Below are 19,770 nucleotides of genomic sequence, written 5' to 3' on the forward strand. Positions count from 1 at the left end.
CTACTCCGCTGCTTTCGTCCGTGCTGGCGCATCGCCATCCGCATCGCGCAGGATGTCGCGCAGCAGGCTGGCCATGCGCCGGACGTTTGGTTCCAGCACCATCGAATCGTGATCTCCCGGAACCTCGATCACCTTCAGGTTCGGCATCCAGGGCGACCAGCCGTTATCTTCCAGAAGATAGGTTCGCTGGGTGCTGACATAGCGACCACCCGAAACCTTCCATCGCGGATCGAGCGGCGGTCGGAACAGCGCGACGGGACCATCCCAATTCGACAGCTGCATCTGCGGCAGCCAGGAAAGGAAGGCCGCCTCGATCGCCAGGTCGTGAAAGCTGCCTTCATCCGCCTTCGCCCCGGCATCCAGCGCCTGCTGTTTGCGGCGACGGCTGATTTCATAGGCGATGCGGTTTTTGGCCCAGGTCTTGAAAAAGCTGAGCCCGTTCTCGCGGAATTCGCCCAGGCGGATCAGCAGCCGGTCGGCGCGGTTCAGGCTTTCCCGAAGCGGCAGGGGCGTGTCGAGCATCACCAGCATGGCGACCTCTTCGCCCGCTGCACGCAACTGACGCGCAATCTCATAGGCCGTTAGCCCGCCACCGGAAAAACCACCGATCAGGTATGGTCCATGCGGCTGAACCTCGCGAAGCTCGGCGATATAGTCGCGCGCCGCGTCCTCGAAGCTGCCATGTGGTTCGTCCTCACCCAGAAGGCCGCGCGCCTGCAAACCGTAGAAACGCCGATCCGCGCCCAGCCGCTGGGCCAATTGGCGCAGATTCATGACATTGCCGAACATGCCGGCCACCATGAAGAAGGGCGTGCCCTCGCCGCGCCCCCCCATGTCGACAAGGAAGCGGCGCTGCACCCGCGCATTGCCCGGCAGCGGGTGGACATTGTCAGCAGCCAATTCGCGCGGGCCAGTCTGTTCCTCGATCAGCGCCGAAAGCTCGGCGATCGTCGGGGCTTCGAACAGGGTCGAGATAGGCATGTCCGCACCGAATGCCTTGCGAACCTGCGCGAACATGCGCACGGCGATCAGAGAATGCCCGCCGAGGTCGAAGAAACTGTCGGCTGCGCCGACCTGCGCGATGCCTAGAAGATCCGACCAGATTGCCGCCAGCTCGGCCTGAACACCGGGCGCCGGTTCGACGAAATCGCTGTCGAGATCGGGCCTTTCGAAACCGCCCTCGGCCGGGGCCGAAGCTTCGGTCACACCGGCCTCAGCGATCAGCGCCGTGAGATCCAGCGAAGAGACATAAACTTGCGAAAGCCCGGTCGAAATCGCGCGCGACAGCATGACCGGACCAATGGCCGCGGGAATCCCCTGGCTGATATTGTGATGCAGCCTGCGTTCTGCGGGAGAGAGGCTGCGCGCAGGTTGTCGGTGGGACTGGGGTGCGGCCGAGATTGGCGCGGACATCTTGCGCAGTGCAAAGCCCCGAATTTCGATGCAAACCGTGCCGTCCAGACCGGCAAGAGTGATGTCGAACTGTGCCATGCCCTGAGCATCACTGTTCTCACCCGCGTTGCGGATACGACTTATGACCCGCGAGGGAAGCCGCCCCAGGATTTCGATCGAACGGTATCCCATCGGCACCCAGAGATGATCCGGCGTCCAGCCCTTGATCAGCGGCATGGCCCAGCCGGTCGCGATGTCCAGAAGCGCGGGATGGACGAGCCAGCCCTGATCCGGTTCGCCAACAAATTCGGGCGCCAAGGCGAGTTCGGCCACGCCCTCGTCCTGGGCGATCCGGAAACGGCGAAGAACCTGCCAGCGCGGACCGAAATCCATCTGCCTGTCCTGCGCCGAAGGAAGCGCGGCGCCCTCGCCATCCTGATCCCAGGGACCCTCGGCCGTCAGTCGAGAGGGCGCGCCGCGATCGAGCGCGGCGATATGGGCAATCACGTTGGGTTCGCCTTGCGGATCGTCGAGGATCGTGATCCGGAAGTCGTCTCCCGCGGGTTCGACCCGCGTGGTCACAAGCGCCGTGTCGCTGACCAGCAGGGGTCTTTGGAACTCAAGGTCGCGGATCGCGATCGGCAATTTCAAGCCGGATTCAAGAGCCGCCTCGGCGATCAGTTCGATCCAGCCGGTTCCCGGCATCAATGCCTGACCCGTAACCGTGCGGTGCCCGCCGATGATCCATTGGCTCAACGACATCGCAGTGCGGAATTCCCTGCCTCCGGGCAGCGGCATGGCCTGATCCAGCAACGGCCGATCGACCGGCGCACCGGCGACCGCAGCATTCTGCAGGCCGAGCGCTCGCGCTGCCATGCCTGTATCCGCCCAGACGCCCCAGTTGACCGCGACCACCCGTCCAAGCGCGGCAGGCGCAGCGCGTGCGACCGCATTCAGATACTCGTTCGCCGCGACGTAATCGGCCTGCCCCGCAGGCGCGATCATCGTCGAGGTCGATGCAAATAGCACGGTCAGCTTGACTGGCTGAGAGGCCAGCGCTTCGATCAGGGCACGCGTTCCCAAAAGCTTGGGCGCCAGGACATCCCAGCTGTCATCGTCGCTTTTCGCGGCGATCAGGCTGTCGCGTACCGTGCCTGCGGCATGCAGGACAACATCCAGCCCGCCAAACCTGGCGCGTGTTTCGGCAATCGCCTTGGTCATGTCCTCGGGGCTGGTGACATCGGCACTTAGTGCGATGACCTCGGCGCCCTCCGATTCGAGCTGGCGGATCGCGGCGAGCACCGGCCCTGCTTCGGCATTGCCCCGCGTCGTCAGGGCAAGTTTCGCCGCTCCGCGCCGCGCCAGTTCGCGCGCGATGCTCTGGCCGATCCCTCCCAAACCACCCGTAATCAGGCAGACCGCACCTTCAGGAATCCCAGCAAGGCCGTCATCTGCCAGGGGCACCCGCTCAAGCGCTTGCTCGAACCGGCGCCCATCGCGCCATGCAGCCAGCGAGGCCCCCGACGGAGCAATCGCCTCCTCCAGAAGCATCGCTGCCGCCGCTTCGGTCGCGCCCCGCTTTTCGGACAGGCGGATGTCGACCAGTCGCGCCGCGATGTTCGGCATCTCGTGCGGGAGCACACGGATCGGTCCCGCCGCCGTCGCCTTTTCGGGAACGGGAGCCGCCTCGTCCGCGACCTGAAGGGCATCGTTGCAGATGGCGATGAGATCCAGCTTCGCATCCGGAAGTTCGGACGCGATCGCCTGAGCCAGATGGAGAAGCCCGAAATAGCCGCGCTCGAGCCTGCTGTTCAGAAGGTTCGAACCGGGCCGGAAGCCTTGGCCCTGCGTCAGGGACCACAGGTGCAGGATACGATCGGGAACCATCTCCTGCCCGGCCAACGCGGCCAGCAAGATCTCATATCCCTCGCGATCGGATTCGACCGGCAGTGTAAAGGTGCCCTCCCCCTTGTCGGCATAGGTATCGGCGATCCGCACGACCGTCACCCGCTGACCGCGATCCCGCAGAAGGACAGCAAGGCGCTCGCCTATCCCGATCTCATCCGCAAAGATCAGCCAGTTGCGCCTGCCTTCGACGACCGGGCCGGACGGGCCGATCTCGATCCCAGGCGAAGCGAGCTTCCATGCCGGCCGCCAGCCCCATTCGACGGGATCCTCGATCCGCGCCAGCTCGGTCTCGACGTTGGCCGCGCCCGAGTTGGATCGTTCGATGAAATACCGCTTGCGCTGGAAAGCATAGCCCGGCAGCGAAAGGCGCTGTCGGCGGGCGTCGCCCCAGACCTGGCTCCAGTCGATTTCACCGCCGCAGACCCAGACCCGGCCAAGCGCTGCCATGAAGTAGGTGTCGTCTCCGGTATCGTGATCGCGGTGGCGCAGCGTCGAGATGACCTGGTTCGCACTAACCGCTGGATGCGCCTTGGCCATGGCCTGCATTGCCCGACCGGGACCAACCTCAATGAAGATCCGCTCCGGGTCCTGCCCGAGAAAGGCGATCCCGTCAGCGAAATGCACCGTGCCCCGAAGGTGGGCGACCCAGTAATCCGGGCTTGTGGCCTCGGCCTCGGTCAATGGTTTTCCGGTCTGGTTCGAGATGATGGGGATTTGCGGCGCGCTCAGCCGGATCGAGGCGAGATAGGCACGGAATTCATCCAGAACGCCATCGAGCACTCGCGAATGCGCCGCGATCGAGATCGCGATGCGCTGGCATTCGACGTCGCGCGCCGCCATCTTCGCGGCAAAGATCTCAAGCGCTGCATCCGGTCCCGAGACGACGGAAAGTCCCGGCCCGTTGACCGCCGCCAGATCCAGATCGCCCAGTTCGGCCTGGAACTCGGCGGGCCCAAGCGGAACGCTCAGCATCCCACCCGCCGGCACACGGTCCATCAGCAGACCGCGCAGGCGGACAAGACCGATGCAATCCTCGAATGACATGACCCCGGCGATGCAGGCCGCCGTGTTCTCGCCCATGGAATGGCCGATCAACGCGTCCGGCCTGACGCCCCAACTGATCCAAAGCTGTGCCAGCGCATATTCCGTGATCATCAAGAGCGGCAATTGCAACGAAGGCTGCAAGAGCCGCTGATCCGCGTCGGCCTCGTTTCCCGGCTCGGGCAGCCACAGCGTGCGCAGATCGGCGCCATGCGCCTGCGCCATGTGATCCAGCCCGCGCTCCATCCATTCGCGGAATACCGGCTCGGTCTCGTAAAGCCCGCGGGCCATTCCTGCATATTGCGCACCACCACCCGGCAGCATGAAAACCGGCCTCGCCCCTTCCGCGACCAGCTGATGATCGAACACAAGGCGTGGATCGGGGTCGGCCAGAAGCGTCGCCGCCTCGGCCGCGTCATGCGCAACGAGGATGCGGCGGCGATCGAACAGCCGCCGGCCCTGTGTCAGCGTATAGGACAGATCCGCCATGTTCGTGCCCGAGTTCGCGCCCAGCCAAGTCGCCAGCGCGGCGCTATTTGCGTCGACTGCCGCCTTGCTGCGCCCCGACACGGTCACGATATGAAACGGCCAGTCCGACTCGCCGCTTGCTTCCGGCAAGGGGGGCTCTTCGAGGATCGCATGAGCATTGGTACCACCCACCCCAAGCGAATTCACACCCGCCCGACGCAGACCCGCCATGGGCCAGTCGGACAGGCGATCGTTCACCTCGAAGGGGCCACCCTCGAAGTCAATTGCGGGATTGGGCGCTTCATAGCCAAGGCTTGCCGGGATGCGCCCGTGATGGACGGCCAACGCCGACTTGATCAGCCCCGCACTGCCTGCCGCCGTATCCAGATGCCCGATATTCGTCTTGACCGACCCGATCCGGCACGGGCCCTGTCGCGCCCCGTCCGAGACACGCTCATAGGCCTGGTTCAGCGCCGCGACCTCGATCGGGTCGCCAAGCGCGGTCCCGGTGCCGTGACACTCGACATATCCCATGCTGTCCGAGCTGACCCCGGACATCACCAGCGCCTCGGCGATGGCTTGCGCTTGCCCCTCGACGCTGGGGGCAAGGTAACCGGCCTTTGCCGCGCCGTCATTGTTGATGGCCGACCCCTTGATGACGGCCCAGATATGGTCGCCATCCGCAATCGCGTCCTTGAGCCGCCGCAGGACGACGACGGCCGAGCCGCTGCCGAAGACCGTGCCCTGCGCCCGGTGATCAAAGGCGTGACAATGGCCATCGGGCGACAGGATTTCGTTTTCCTTGTAGAGATAGCCCACACCATGCGGCATCTCGATGGTCACGCCGCCCGCCAGTGCCATGTCGCATTCGCCGGAATGAAGCGACTGGCACGCCATGTGGACCGCGACGAGCGAAGTCGAGCAGGCCGTCTGCACGTTGATGCTGGGGCCCTTGAGATCGAAGATGTGGCTGACCCGTGTCGCCAGGAAATCCTTGTCATTGCCGGTGTGACGCAGCAGGAAATGTCCGACCCCGTCGACCAGATCGCGGTTCGAACAGACATTCCAGTAGAAATAGCTGCCCATGCCACAGCCGGCCCAGACGCCGATATTTCCGTCGAACCGCTCGGGCGGATGTGCCGCATCCTCAAGGGCGTGCCAGCAGGTTTCAAGGAACTTGCGGTGCTGGGGGTCCATGATCGCCGCTTCCTTCGGCGAAAGGCCAAAGAACTCGGCGTCGAACTCATCGAACCGGCCCAGGATTGCGGCCGAGGGCACGTAATTCGGGTCCGCTATCCGCGCGCGCGACTCGCCGCGGGCCAGCAGATCGGACTGTGCTACCGGCTGGATCGATTCGACATTTCGGCACAGATTGTCCCAGAACTCGGAAATATCTGCGGCGCCGGGTAATTGCGCCGCCATTCCGACAATCGCAATATCCGTTTCTGACACCGGGTCTTGAATGAAGGCCATGAAAATCCCTCTTTCAATCAATACTGCCTATCGGCACGGAACACGAAACAACTGGTGCGCGTATTTGGCATATCGAATCCCGGCCCATGCACCAATAGTTAATGATGAAGGGCACCCTGCCTTTTTCGACAGCCCGGCCTGCGAATGCTTGTTTTGCAATGAGTTGGGACCGTGTTCACGACCCTTTCATCGCCCGCCGACCCGAGGCCAATCGCAGCAAGATCGCGCAATGGCGATCGCGTCATACGCACTTGGCAGGTCGCGCGTGACTTAAGTTAGGGGGCGCAACTACCCGAACGGGTTCCGGTAAATGCCAAACCGCTGTTTCAGGAATGCCCATACGAAGGGCGGTTCATGGACAACATAGCGGTGGAAGCGTGCGCGCGGCTCCTTGACCAGACGATAGAGCCATTCGAAGCCCATGTTTGTAATCCAGGACGGGGGTCGGTCGAAGGTTCCGCTTTCGTAGTCGATCGTGCCGCCCAGTGGGAGCCAAAGGCGGACGTTCGGCATCCTGTCGCGATATTTCACGATGAATTTTTCCTGCCGGCCTCCGCCCAGACCGACCAGACAGACAGTCGCCCCGCTGGCATTGATCCTGTCGATCATGCGATCGACCTCGCCCTCGCGTTTTTCGAAATCGAACGGCGGCGCATCGGTGCCGACGATCATGCGCCGACCGACTTTCGCATTGATCTTTTCGGCGGCAAGATCCGCCACGCCCGGCTTTCCACCGCACAGGAAGATGGTGACCGAGGGGTCGTCCTTGTATCGGTTGTAGAATTTCGGGAAGTAATCCGAGCCTGAGACACGCTCTCGCACCGGCGTACCAAGCAGTTTCAGCGCGAAATACATGATCTGGCTGTCACAGGTCACGACGTCGAACTGGTCGAAAATGTCATAGAATTCTCGATCCTGCTGCAACTTCATGATCATGTCGACATGCAGGGTCAGCAGCAGGCCTTCGCGAAACTTCTCGACCAGCTCGTCCATGGTGACATCATGGACATAGGCGTTCAGGATTGGCACTTCGCGATAGGGCGGCGCCACGGCGGAATCGCTCGCGCTCATGTCGAACATGGCTCAGACGCCTCCCATGTAGCGATCGACCAGTTCACGGGTCGACCGGATATTGCGGGCCGAGGATGCCCCGAAGACAATCGACTCGACCCCCGGCAGTTCGGAGATCCAGTGAATGGCCTCATCGGCAGGAATGGCCCCGCTGGCAAACACCGACATGGCAATCGCGCGCACCCTTCCCGACTTCAGCGCGTCAAGATAGCGGTCGTATCCCCCGGACATCCTGAAGCCGATCTTGTTGATGTTCGAGCAGATGATCGGCCGCTCGATCCCTTCCTTCTCGAGTGCATCGAGAAGTGCCGGCATGTTCATCGTGATATAGGCCGGCTCGGCGTTGTATTTCTGGGTGATGTGATCGTGAAAGATCCGGAAGGCACGGGTGAAGCCCATTCCCAGCAGAAGGTCCGTGAAGACGTTCTGGATGAAGACGACGGGCGCCTTTGCACCCTGGAACATCTTCATTTCCATGTCGATCAGCACCTTGGCGATGCCGTCCACCTCTTTTGTCGCGAGTGCCTTGCCCCCGGCCAGTGCGGCCCCAAGCAGACCATCTGCCGGCATGAAGCCGCGCAAGGCGCCGACGATGCCGTGTTCCGTCACCGCATTGGCGTATTTGTGCGCATAGGGCATGCAGGGATAGAAGGTGAAATCCGCGTAGCGCGACCGATCTGCGCCGATGCGATTGGCGATCTGTGCAACCCGGTCATGGGTCGTGCACATGAAGGTCCGAATCCCCTCGTCATAGGCCGAATCCAACACCTCCATGATCGCGTCGAGGTTCTGGAAACGCATGGCCTGGGCCCGCGCCTTTTCTTCGGACATGTGATTGATGCCAAAGAACTGGTTGTCACCGAATAGCAGCTTGTCCATGTATATGCGTTCCCGTCAGCGTTGCCGCAACCAGCCGAAACCGGACTTGCGCCGGGACGGGCTGGACGAGGACAGCTTCGGCGGTTCACCGACGGACTGCCCGCTTGCGCAGTTCGCAATGATCATGGCCATGGTTCGGTCGGTTTCAGCGGCCGAACGGAAATCATTGCTGGAGATATTGCCCTTGCGGTCACGAACCGCGCTGATGAAGGCGTCGAGCTGATCGGAATATTCTTCGCCGCGCAGGTAGAACCAAGCATCTTCGGTCAACTCGGTCGTGTATCTTACCGACCATCCCTGATCGTAGTCGGGCAGGGTCGCATCGGCCTTGCGCAGGTACAGCTGGCATTCCTGCCGATCCGCATAGACCCGCCCATTCGTCCCGATCATGCTGATCTTGGTGGACATCTTGCGATGGCTTTCATCGCTCCAGTTGACCGCGAGTTGCGCCGTCGGCCCGTCATCCCAGCGCAAGGTCGAGAACACCTCGTCATCGATGCTTTCCGAGAAGATCGAGTTCATCACCGATCCCGAAACCTGCGCTGGCGCACCAAAGAACCAGTTCAGAAGATTGATTGGATGGGCCGCATAATCGTAGAGACAGCCCCCGCCCTCGGTCTTCTGGGTCCGCCAGGTGGCGTTCTTGGGCCGCAGGACAACCGGGCCATAAGCCTCTGCCAGAACATGTGTGATCCGCCCCAGAGCACCGGATTGGACGATCCGCTTCATCTCGCGAAAAGCGCCCACGTGCCGATAATGATAGCCGACCTGATTGATCAGCCCCTTTTGCTCGGCGAGCTGGGCCAGCGCTTCGCTTTCCTGCCAGTCAAGGCAGAAGGGCTTTTCACAGAAGACGTGAATACCCTTGTCCAGAGCCGCACGAACCATCGTCGCGTGGAAACGCGAAGGTGTCGCGATTACGACCGCGTCCAGTTCCTGTTCGGCAAGAAGCTTGTCATAATCGCGGTAGATCGGGGCCGCGATGTTCTTGGAAAGCACATCGACCATAAAGCCTGCACCATCGCATCCAATCGTATCCGCATTGGGATGCGCGTTGACCATGGCAAAATGCGATAATCCCATCTTTCCGAGGCCAACAACCGCAATACGCACCCGCCTCGTATCGATCACACCTGTAGTCATGCGTTCTCACGACTCCATTAAACAAATGATCAGAAAATCGCTTCCTGTATCACTGCATTCATCCAACCCGACAAGTGCGATATTGCCGAACCGTGCAACCGCCGCGTGATCTTGACGATAAAGACAGGCCGGAGCCAAAAATCGAGATCCCAATGAAAATCGTGTGACAATTCAAGAGGCATTGCTGAATTGCAGAGCGCCGAATGATCCCTTCATGGAAATCGTAAGACATCAGGCCCGGCCGGACAGCAAAAGCCAGTTCGTGCCGTCTGGCGAAAGATGAACCAGCTGCCCCGGTTGCGGCAAGGCGGCCGAGGGGGCGTTGAAACGGTCAAGCAGGATTTCGCGCGCACCCACGCGCATGCGCAGTCGCTGGACCGAGCCCAGGAATTCGACGCCCGTCACCTCGGCCGCAATCCCCTGATCTGACAGCACCAGACCCTCGGGCCTGGCGGCCAACGTGATCGGACCCTCGGGAAGCGGGCGGTTCAGCGAGAACTCCGCCCCTTCCACGCGCACGCGCCCGCTTCCGGCATCCAGCACCTCGACGTCGAAGCGGTTGAGCGTCCCGACAAATCCGGCGACGAAGTCGGTGGCCGGATGATTGTAAATGTCGCGGGGAGTTCCCGTCTGGTCGGCGACACCGCGATGCATCACCACGATGCGATCCGAGATGGACAAAGCTTCTTCTTGGTCATGTGTGACGAAGATGGTGGTGATGCCCAATTGCTGCTGGATTTCCCGGATCTGGTTGCGCAGCGAAACGCGAATCTTCGCATCAAGGGCCGAAAGGGGCTCATCCAGCAGAAGGACCCGAGGACGCGGCGCCAGGGCCCGAGCCAGGGCGACCCGCTGCTGCTGGCCACCGGACAATTGCCAGGGATAGCGTCCGCCCAGTTCGGGAAGCCCGATCAGGTCAAGCATTTCCTGCACGCGCGGACCGCGCTCGGCGCGCGGCACACCCGCGACCTTCAGCCCGAACCCCACATTTTCCGCCACGGTCAGATTCGGAAATAGCGCATAGGCCTGAAAGACCATGCCGATCTGACGCTGGTTCGGGCGCAGCCGGGTGACATCCTGCCCGTCGATCAGAATGCGTCCTTCGGACGGTCCCTCGAAGCCCGCCACCATCCGCAGGACGGTGGTCTTGCCGCAGCCCGATGGGCCGAGGAACGAAACGAACTCCCCCTTCTCGATGGAGAGGTTGAAGTCATGAACGACTTTCGTCGGACCAAATGATTTCTGTAGATGCTCAAGGTTCAGAAAGCTCATTTTGCGGTCTTTCGCACGCCCGCCAGGCGGGAGATCAGTTGCAGCAGTCCCATGCAGGCCCATGTCGCGCCAAAGGCGATCACCGCCAGCGCGGCAGGTTCATATGCCCGGTTCGCCCCCAGCAACTGCATATAAGGGCCGAAGGCGGGGCGGTTCAGCAGGGCGGCCATGGTGAATTCGCCGATCACGATGGCAAAGCTGAGGAAGGCCCCGGACATCACCGCACCCAGGACATTGGGCATGATAAGGCTGCCGATGATCCGAACCCAGCCCGCGCCCAGGGATTGCGCGGCTTCGGTCAGGGTCCGGACATCCAGCGTCGAAAGCCCGGTATCGACGGCGCGGTACATGTAGGGCAGTGCCAGCGTCGCATAGCCGCAAAGCAGAAGCAGGTTCGTTCCCGTTGCCGATCCCGTCAGGGGCAGGAGCGATGAGGTGTTGTAAAGACGGATATAACCGAAGACGACCACGATGGCCGGGATGACCAATGGCAGCAGGGTCACGAACTCGATCACCGGACGCAGACGTGGAAGTCGCAGCCTCACCCAATATGCGGTCGGCACCACGATCAGTACGCCCAGCAAGATGGTCAGCAGCGCCATCGCCACCGAATAGCCGAAAGTCGCGCGAAAGTTCGGATCAGCCAGCACCGAGCGATAGGCATCAAGGGAATACTCCCCCCGCCGCATCCGCAACGAGAACTCGATCGTTCCGATCAGCGGGAGCAGGAAATACAGCGCGCCAAGGATGAGCGCGCCCCAGGACCAGAGACGTCTCATCGCATCCACCTTTCGGCCCGGCTGCGCATGATGACATAGGCGAGATTGGCGATGCCCGTGACCACGATCATGCCGAAGGCCATGGCATAGCCCAGATGCGGGTCCTGCAGCACGTCTCCGCGGATCTGGGCGAAGAGCATGATCGGCACGATGGAAAGCGACGACCCGGTCAACGCGTAAGCCGTGGCAACCGCACCAAAGCTGTTGGCAAAGAGCAGCGCAAAGGTTCCCAGAAGCGATGGGAACAGGATCGGGAGGGCCACCATGCGCCAATACTGGCCGGTACTCGCGCCCAGCACCTCGGCCGCCTCGCGCCATTCGCGTTTCAGGCCGTCAAGGGCGGGGGTGATGATCAGGATCATGAGGGGGATCTGGAAGAACAGGTAGGTCAGCGTCAGCCCCCAGAACGACAAGAGATTGAAACCCATCGCGTAGATGTTGATGCCGAACCATTGCCTCAGCAGCATGGTGACCAGCCCCACCCGACCCAGCGTCGCGATGAAGGCGAAGGCCAGCGGCACGCCCGCGAAATTCGAGGCGACCCCGGAAAAGGTCATCAGCGGCCCCCGCAACCAGCCCGGCAGCCCTCCCATCACGACGGCAGCGGCCATGGCGAAGCCGATCAGGCAGCCCAGCGTAGCCGATGCCAGCGAAACCTTGATCGAGATGGCGAAGCTGTCGACGATGCGCGGCGCGGACAGTCCGGCCAGGTTGGCAAGGGTGAACTCGCCTTCGGGGTTGCGAAAGGCGCCGATGACAATGTTCATCGTCGGCAACACGAGAAAAAGCGCCGCAAAGGCGAAGAAGGGCAGGACGCCCAGCCAGTTCCAACCGATCCTTCGCATCACCGCCCCGCCAGATGGGTGACCCCGCCCCACAGGGCGAGGTCGTTCACGTCATTCCTTGACCGCGGCGCCGACGGCGCTGTCCCAGCCTTCGGTCACGACCTTCTTGTTGGCTTCCTGCTGCGCAAGGGTTGGGAAGATCGCCTTTTCATAGGCTGCCGCCTCGGGCAGCGCGTCCAGCATTTCCTGCGGGACCTTGCCGGCCTTGACGAGGTCATTGAAGCGGATCGGATGACAGTAACCCTTCAGCCAGCCGAGCTGCCCCTCGTCCGAATACAGGTATTCCATCCAGAGCTTCGCGGCATTGGGATGCGGCGCAAAGGCCGAGATCGCCTGCACATAGACGCCCGCGACAACGGCGTCCTCGGGAATGATGACTTCGACCGGCGGGTTCCCGTTCAGACCGTCACGCCAGCTCAGCAGGTTGTAATCCCAAGCGGTGACGATCGGTGTGGCGCCCTGGGCGATGGTCGCCGACTTGCCAATGACCGGGACGAAATTGCCGGCCTTGTTCACTTCGGCCATCAACTCCATGCCCTTCTGGCCCGAGGCCTCGCCGGCTTCGCCGCCGTTCGCGATGCCCGCCGCCATGACCGAGATGATCGCCTGCGCCGACGCGCGCGGGTCGCCTGCCAGCGCGAAAGCGTTCGCATATTCTGGCTTCGTGAGATCCTTCCACGATGTCGGAGCCGCATCGATCAGATCGGTGTTCACGCCAAAGGCCATCACGCCGTAATAGTCGCCATACCAGTAACCCTCGGCATCCTTGGCGTCATCCGGGATCGTGTCCCAGGTCGCGACCTTATAGGGCTGGATCAGGCCTTCATCCTTGGCCTGCGGGCCGAAGGACAGACCGACGTCGATCACGTCGGGGGCCTGCGGACCCTTGTTGTCCTTGTTGGCGCGGATCGCCTCAAGCTCGTCGGCCGAGCCCGCATCGGGGTTCAGCTCGTTGACCTGAATCTCGGGGTACTTCGCCTTGAACCCCTCGATCACGGCACCATAGCCGCACCAGTCGTGGGGCAAGGCAATCGTCGTCAGCATGCCTTCGGCCTTGGCGGCTTCTTCCAGCGCAGCGAGATCTTGCGCCGACGCCACCCCGGAGGCAGCCAGCGCGATCAGTGCGGCAAGTCCGGTCGCAGTCGATTGAATCGTCATGTCGCAAACTCCGTTCCATCTGTGCCGCGATCGGCGGCATCCCGTGCCACCTAGCGACGACCGATGACAGTGTTGCGACACAACCTTCTGCTATGCAAAGCAATTTCTTTGCTCCGAGAGAAAATCGGGCAGTTCAAGGCGCCAGGGTGACCGAAGCCTTGGCGGCCTTACCGGCCAGGTTGTATTCCGCCTCGATTTTCTGCCCCGGCACCGCCGGAGCGAAGATCGCAAAGGCCCCAAGCGAGATGATCGAGCCCACCTTCAGATCATAGCGCCCCTGCTTCACCAGCCATAAAACGACGTCCAGCGGATGGCCCAGAAGTTCGTCCCCACGCGCAACCGCGATCGTCTCGCCGTTCAGCTTCAGCCGCACGGTCATTTCGGCAAGATCATTCACCGGGTCAGCAAGCGCCGAGATCGGCACCCCCTCACCCAGGATGCCCCGCCACGGCATCCCGCCATACGCGGCCATGAGCGTGGCCGTGGGCTGCGTGCCGCGCGAAAAGGCAATATCCGGGATCTCGATGAATGGCCGGATGTCCTTGAGGGCGGCCGCCGCCTCTTCGCGCGTCGTCGCCCGCATGATCGCCGGATCGCCGACAGTCACAACCAGGTCAGCTTCGTAATAGGGCGCCCGGCTGCCTTGCAGACTGAGCCGACTTCCGCTGGGCAAGAGCATCGGAGAAAAGAGCAGTCCGGAAACAGGTTCATCGATGCCGAACCGCGAACGCACATTGTTCGATGTGAACCCCGCCTTGACGCCGACCGGCGGTCCCATCTCGGCCTCGAGAACCGCGCGGAACGAGGTATAGGCGCAATTCGCGTCATCCATGTTCCGAACGACCGGATCAGGTAGCCTCTGGCCCGCAATCCATCCCCGCGCCGCATTCTGCATCAGCGACGAATCCGGGCAGGCAGCATTTGCCACCGTCATGCCGCAGCCCAAAACTGCGCCCAGAAACAACGCCTTCATCCATTCCCTCGATCACACGGCTTTTGCCAGACGATGCATGATAGTCACCGGACTGTCACGTCCCTTTCCACAACGTCCGAGGGAGTCGGTTTGCATCCCGCGCGTCATTCAATAGAAGGACTCACCCTCGAAAGCACAGGCTGGAACATGAGCGACCAACCCACCCCGATGATGGCCCAGTATCTCGCGATCCGCGAGGCCAATCCGGGATCGCTGCTGTTCTACCGGATGGGCGATTTCTACGAGATGTTCTTCGAGGATGCGATTGCCGCTTCAGCGGCGCTCGACATCGCCCTGACCAAGCGCGGCACGCATCTGGGCGAACCCATCCCGATGTGCGGCGTGCCGGTGCATGCCGCCGAAAGCTATCTTCTGACCCTGATCCGCAAGGGGTTCCGCGTCGCCATCGCCGAACAGATGGAAGATCCGGCGGAAGCCAGGAAGCGAGGATCGAAATCGGTCGTTGCCCGCGATGTGGTTCGGCTCGTGACGCCTGGCACGCTGACCGAGGAATCGCTGCTCGAAGCCAGACGGCACAATTTCCTCGCCAGTTTCGCGAGCGTACGGGACGAATGCGCGCTTGCCTGGGTCGACATCTCGACCGGCGAGTTTCGCGTGATGCCATGCCCCGAGCCGCGACTTGCTCCTGAACTCGCCCGGCATGCGCCGCGGGAATTGCTGACGGCCGAAGGCTCGCGCCTTGACGACATCGCCGCGGAATGCGGCGCAGCGCTGACCGAGCTTCCCTTGGGCAGTTTCGACAGCGCATCCGCCACGCGACGGCTTTGCACGCTGTTCCACGTGGAAACGCTGGAAGGTTTCGGAAGCTTTTCGCGCGCCGAACTGGCTGCGATGGGCGCAATCGCGGATTATCTTGAACTTACCCAGAAGGGCCGGATGCCTTTGCTGCGCCCGCCCGTGCGCGAGGCCATGGGCGGGGCGATGCAGATCGACGCCGCGACCCGACGAAATCTGGAACTGACGCAAGCCCTTTCCGGTGGGCGCGAAGGCAGCCTGCTCGCGGCGATCGACCGCACAGTGACCGCAGGTGGCGCACGATTGCTCGAACGGCGGATCAGCGCGCCTTCGCGCGACCTTGACCTGATCCTGACGCGACAAGCCGCAGTCGGGTATCTTGTCGCCGAGCCGCGCCTGACTGCGGATCTGCGCGACGCCCTGTCCCGCAGCCCCGACATGGATCGCGCGCTGTCACGCCTGGGACTGGAACGGGGCGGCCCGCGCGATCTTGCCGCGATCCGCGCTGGACTGACCCAAGGACATTCGATCGCCGCGATGCTGGGAAATGACGAGATCCGGATTCTGGCCCAGGCCGCCCGTGACCTGACCGGGCATGACGCGTTGATCGACCTTCTCGACGAGGCGCTGGTGGCCGAGCCGCCGCTGCTTGCCCGGGATGGAGGTTTCGTCGCGCCGGGTTTCGATGAAGACCTGGACGAAACCCGCCGCCTGCGCGACGAGGGGCGCGGCGTGATTGCGCGAATGCAGGCGGACTACATCGCCGAGACGGGCGTCCAAAGCCTCAAGATCAAGCACAACAACGTGCTTGGCTATTTCATCGAGACCACCTCGACCCATGCCGAGCGCATGCTGGCACCGCCGTTGAACGAACGCTTCATCCATCGCCAGACGACAGCCAACCAGATCCGCTTCACCACGGTCGAACTGAGCGAGCTGGAAACCCGCATCCTGAACGCACGCGACCGCGCATTGGAGATCGAACGCCAGATCTTTGGCCGTTTGTGCCGTGCCGTTCTGGATCTTGCGCCCCAGATTGCGCAGGCTGCCCGCGCACTGGCCGAGATCGACCTGACCGCCGCTTTTGCCGACATCGCCTCGGGCGAAGGCTGGGTGCAGCCGCAGGTGGACGCCAGCCGGGCCTTCATGATCGAGGGTGGGCGGCACCCCGTCGTCGAGCGCGCCCTGAAGCGCAAGGGCGAAGCATTCGTGGCCAATGATTGCCCACTGACCGAAGAAAAGACCCCCGCGATATGGCTCCTGACCGGCCCCAACATGGCCGGCAAGTCGACTTTCCTGCGCCAGAACGCCCTGATCGCGATCCTTGCCCAGGCCGGAGCCTTCGTTCCCGCGCGCCGGGCCCATATCGGCATGGTCAGCCAGCTTTTCAGCCGGGTCGGTGCGGCGGATGATCTTGCGCGGGGACGTTCGACCTTCATGGTCGAGATGGTCGAAACCGCCGCCATCCTCAATCAGGCCGATGACCATGCGCTGGTGATCCTGGACGAGATCGGCCGTGGCACCGCAACCTGGGACGGGCTCTCCATCGCCTGGGCCGTGATGGAGCATCTTCAGGCGAAAAACCGCTGCCGGGCGCTGTTTGCCACGCATTACCACGAGATGACCTCGCTCTCCGCCCGACTTTCCGGCGTTGAAAATGCCACGGTCGCCGTGCGCGAATGGGAGGGAGAAGTGATCTTCCTGCACGAGGTAAGGAAGGGCGCGGCTGATCGCAGTTACGGGGTGCAGGTCGCGCGACTTGCGGGCCTGCCGCCTTCAGTGGTCGAACGCGCACGCGAAATCCTGCAGCAACTTGAAAGCGGCGAACGCGAGGGCGCAGGAAAGCCCGCAGCTCTACTCGACGACCTGCCGCTTTTCCGCGCAGCTCCTCCGCCGCCTCCGACCCCGGCGGAACCATCAGCCGTCGAAACCCGCCTGCGCGAATTGAACCCCGACATGATCACGGCACGAGAAGCCCTGGACCTTGTCTATGAGCTTCGCGGGATGATGGGGGGATAGGACTCAGATCGAGACCTTGCCGAAACTGTCGCGCAGGGCCGCCGACCAGGCATGCGACATCGCCATGAAGGCCGGGTCGCCGTCGAGTATGCGGCGGCGAAGCGAAATTCGCAGATCGTCCTTTTCGATGACGGCCAGATCCAGCGGCATTCCGACCGAGAGATTCGAGCGCAGCGTCGAGTCCATCGACAGAAGCACCGCCTTCTGGGCATCCGCCAGATCGGTTTCAAGCGTCACGACCCGATCGAGGATCGGCTTGCCATATTTGTGTTCGCCAATTTGCAGGAAGGGCGTGTCCTCGGTCGCCATGATGAAATTGCCCTGCGGATAGATCAGGAACATCCGCATGTCCCCGCCCTGCCGCTGCCCTGCGACGATCATGCTCGCGCTGGCCTGCTGGTTCAGGTCTCGGGTCTGCTCGGCAATCTCGCGGCGGGTGCGGTTCAGCGTGTCGCCGATGATCGAGGCGACCTGTAGCATCGAGTTCGCCTTCATGATCGAGGTCGTCTCGTCGGAATCGGGGTCCTCGATCGCTTCCTGCAACCTGCTCAAGGTCGTCTGGGTCACCGAAAGACTGCCTGCGGTCATGATCGCGATGGCGCGCTCACCGGGTTCCTCGAAGAAGAACATCTTGCGATAGGTGGAAATGTTGTCGAGCCCCGCATTGGTGCGCGTATCGGACAGCAGGACCATCCCGTCGTTCAACTTCAGGCCAACGCAATAGGTCATCTTCGACTTCCTGGAACCTCTTACGGGCTGACAGATAGGCGTCCCGCGCCGACAGGACAACATGAAGAATGTCAGGCTATTGCTGGACCTCTTCGACATGGACGCGGACATCGAGCACTTCGGTGCCCATGCCGAAGGCCATACCCCGGACCGGGGCCGCATCCTGTGCGTCATATCCCGAGCCAAGGCGCACATAGCGGTCATCCGGACAACAGGCATTGGCGGCATCGAAACCCACCCAGCCCAGCGGGCCAACATGGATCTCGGCCCAGGCATGGGCTGCATCCTGCAACTTGCCGTCCACGCTGGAATGCAGGTACCCCGAGACATACCTCGCCGGCAGGCCACGCTCTCGCGCGCAGGCGATCATCACATGGGCATGGTCCTGACAGACCCCCTGCCCCAGTTCCAGCGCATGCGCGGCCGAGGTCGACGCCTCGGTCGCGCCGGGCAGGTAATCGATGGCCTCGTGGACCGCCGCCGCGAGCTTATGGGCGAGATCAAGCGGATCAGCCCCTTCGATCGCCGCCGCAAGCTCGGCGATTGCGCCATCGGACTTCGTCGCCGGTGTGGGACGCAGATAGACGAGCGGGCTTACGGTTTCGCGATGACCGCGCAGAACGCCCGCAGTGTCGCGCGTCTCGATCACCCCTTCGATCGTAACCGAGACTGCCTCGACAGGACCGCGCACTGTCCAGCCTTCGATCCAGTCCCCCGCCCCGTCGCGAAAGGCCGCACCGCGTTGCCCGCCGCTGACCGAAATCTGCCATTCGCTGACCCGCTGGCCCTCGAATACCGAAGGGGTCAGCCGAAGACTTTGGACAAGTGCGCGTACGGGCGTGTCGTAGCTATAGCTCGTTTCATGAAAGATCTTCAGTTTCATCACCCCCTCCCTACATCCGTCCGCTGAAATAATCGTCGTTCACGGCGTTCGATATCTGGCCGATTTCGCCGATGAACCAGGTGAGGAAATCATGCAGGCCTTCGTCGAAAATCGTTTCGATGTCGCGCCCCATCAGCGATTCGAGTGTCTGGCGGGCATGGGCGGAGGCCGTCGACGGCACACTTTCGCCATAGCGCCTGGTCAACCCGTCCAGGTTCCAGACTGCCTCATAGAGCGAGGTCAGAAGCGAACGCGGACTTTCGCCATTCAGGATCAGGAAATCGGCCACCTTGGTCGCGGTGACATCGCCACCATAGGCCCAGTGGAAGGCGCGATGCGCGGAGAGCGCCCGCAGGATCACCTGCCACTGATAGTTGTCCAGACCCGAGCCGACGAATTCAACGCGTGGCAAAAGCACGTAATACTTGACATCAAGCAGTCGCGAAGTCGCATCCGCGCGTTCGAGCGAATAGCCCAGGTTGACGAAATGCCAGCCGTCATTGCGTAACTGTGTGGCGTTGATCGCGCCACGGACCGTCGCACCGTGCCGCGTCGTGAAATCGGTCAGCAGCGCGGTATCGATATCCTGGCGCGGCTTCAACCTAAGTTGCTTCAACTCCTGATATGCGGTGTTGAGCGCGTCCCAGACCTGGCTGGTGAGCGCAGTCCGGACGATGCGGCCGCCTTCTCGTGCCTTTTCGATGCAGGACGCGACCGAGGAAGGATTCTCCTTGTCGAAGAACAGCCAGGACTCGATATTCTCCTGATTGATCTGTTCCCCGTAATGCTGGGCGAAAGTGTCCTGCACCCCCGAGGCGCGCAAGAGCGATTGCCATTCGTTTCGATAGCCTTCTTCGGTATTCGGCAAAAGCGTGATCCGCGCGCCCACGTCCAGAAGTCGGGCTGCGGTTTCGGCTCGTTCCAGATGACGTCCCATCCAGAACAGGTTGGCGGCAGTGCGGCTGAGCATGGCTGACCTTC

At 62.4% G+C, this 19,770-nt stretch carries 13 protein-coding genes; 1 reads left to right on the forward strand and 12 read right to left on the reverse strand.

Annotated features, from left to right (window positions below):
• The 9 genes from RGQ15_RS02020 to RGQ15_RS02060 form a co-directional block, all read right to left on the reverse strand.
• On the reverse strand, positions 1-6,282 hold the full coding sequence (locus tag RGQ15_RS02020) for a type I polyketide synthase (RefSeq protein ID WP_311158545.1): 6,282 nt from the start codon (positions 6,280-6,282) through the stop codon (positions 1-3).
• A 288-nt stretch (positions 6,283-6,570) separates the two neighbouring features.
• Positions 6,571-7,362 (reverse strand): WecB/TagA/CpsF family glycosyltransferase, encoded by a 792-nt coding sequence (locus tag RGQ15_RS02025; RefSeq protein WP_311158546.1) that lies wholly within the window; start codon positions 7,360-7,362, stop codon positions 6,571-6,573.
• A 3-nt stretch (positions 7,363-7,365) separates the two neighbouring features.
• Positions 7,366-8,232, reverse strand: coding sequence for a hypothetical protein (locus RGQ15_RS02030; protein WP_311158547.1), 867 nt, complete (start codon positions 8,230-8,232; stop codon positions 7,366-7,368).
• Positions 8,233-8,247: 15 nt separating this feature from the next.
• Positions 8,248-9,375 (reverse strand): Gfo/Idh/MocA family protein, encoded by a 1,128-nt coding sequence (locus RGQ15_RS02035; protein WP_311158548.1) that lies wholly within the window; start codon positions 9,373-9,375, stop codon positions 8,248-8,250.
• 231 nt (positions 9,376-9,606) lie between these two features.
• Positions 9,607-10,647, reverse strand: a complete 1,041-nt coding sequence (locus RGQ15_RS02040) for an ABC transporter ATP-binding protein (protein ID WP_311158549.1) — start codon at positions 10,645-10,647, stop codon at positions 9,607-9,609.
• On the reverse strand, positions 10,644-11,426 hold the full coding sequence (locus RGQ15_RS02045) for an ABC transporter permease (protein ID WP_311158550.1): 783 nt from the start codon (positions 11,424-11,426) through the stop codon (positions 10,644-10,646). Before RGQ15_RS02045 ends, RGQ15_RS02040 begins: the two co-directional genes overlap by 4 nt.
• Complete coding sequence (locus RGQ15_RS02050) at positions 11,423-12,271, reverse strand: ABC transporter permease (RefSeq protein ID WP_311158551.1); 849 nt, start codon at positions 12,269-12,271, stop codon at positions 11,423-11,425. The genes RGQ15_RS02045 and RGQ15_RS02050 overlap by 4 nt, the downstream gene beginning before the upstream one ends.
• 51 nt (positions 12,272-12,322) lie before the next feature.
• A complete protein-coding gene (locus RGQ15_RS02055; RefSeq protein ID WP_311158552.1) occupies positions 12,323-13,429 on the reverse strand; it encodes an ABC transporter substrate-binding protein in 1,107 nt (368 codons plus the stop codon).
• A gap of 133 nt (positions 13,430-13,562) precedes the next feature.
• Entirely contained in the window at positions 13,563-14,402 is an 840-nt protein-coding gene (locus RGQ15_RS02060) for a fumarylacetoacetate hydrolase family protein (RefSeq protein WP_311158553.1), read from the reverse strand.
• 147 nt (positions 14,403-14,549) lie between these two features.
• Here RGQ15_RS02060 and mutS point away from each other — a divergent pair, with 147 nt between their 5' ends.
• Entirely contained in the window at positions 14,550-17,177 is a 2,628-nt protein-coding gene (gene mutS, locus RGQ15_RS02065; protein WP_311158554.1) for a DNA mismatch repair protein MutS, read from the forward strand.
• 3 nt (positions 17,178-17,180) lie between these two features.
• Here mutS and RGQ15_RS02070 read toward each other — a convergent pair whose 3' ends face one another.
• The 3 genes from RGQ15_RS02070 to RGQ15_RS02080 all read right to left on the reverse strand — a co-directional run bounded on the left by RGQ15_RS02070 (position 17,181) and on the right by RGQ15_RS02080 (position 19,759).
• Entirely contained in the window at positions 17,181-17,906 is a 726-nt protein-coding gene (locus RGQ15_RS02070; RefSeq protein ID WP_311158555.1) for an Ntn hydrolase family protein, read from the reverse strand.
• 76 nt (positions 17,907-17,982) lie between these two features.
• Positions 17,983-18,789, reverse strand: a complete 807-nt coding sequence (locus RGQ15_RS02075) for a transglutaminase family protein (RefSeq protein WP_311158556.1) — start codon at positions 18,787-18,789, stop codon at positions 17,983-17,985.
• 10 nt (positions 18,790-18,799) lie between these two features.
• Positions 18,800-19,759 carry an alpha-E domain-containing protein gene (locus RGQ15_RS02080; RefSeq protein ID WP_311158557.1) on the reverse strand — a complete coding sequence of 320 codons (960 nt, stop codon included), beginning with the start codon at positions 19,757-19,759 and terminating at the stop codon, positions 18,800-18,802.
• Positions 19,760-19,770 lie beyond the last annotated feature (11 nt).

The sequence above is a fragment of the Paracoccus sp. MBLB3053 genome, assembly GCF_031822435.1.
In the GTDB taxonomy this organism is placed as follows: domain Bacteria; phylum Pseudomonadota; class Alphaproteobacteria; order Rhodobacterales; family Rhodobacteraceae; genus Paracoccus; species Paracoccus aurantius.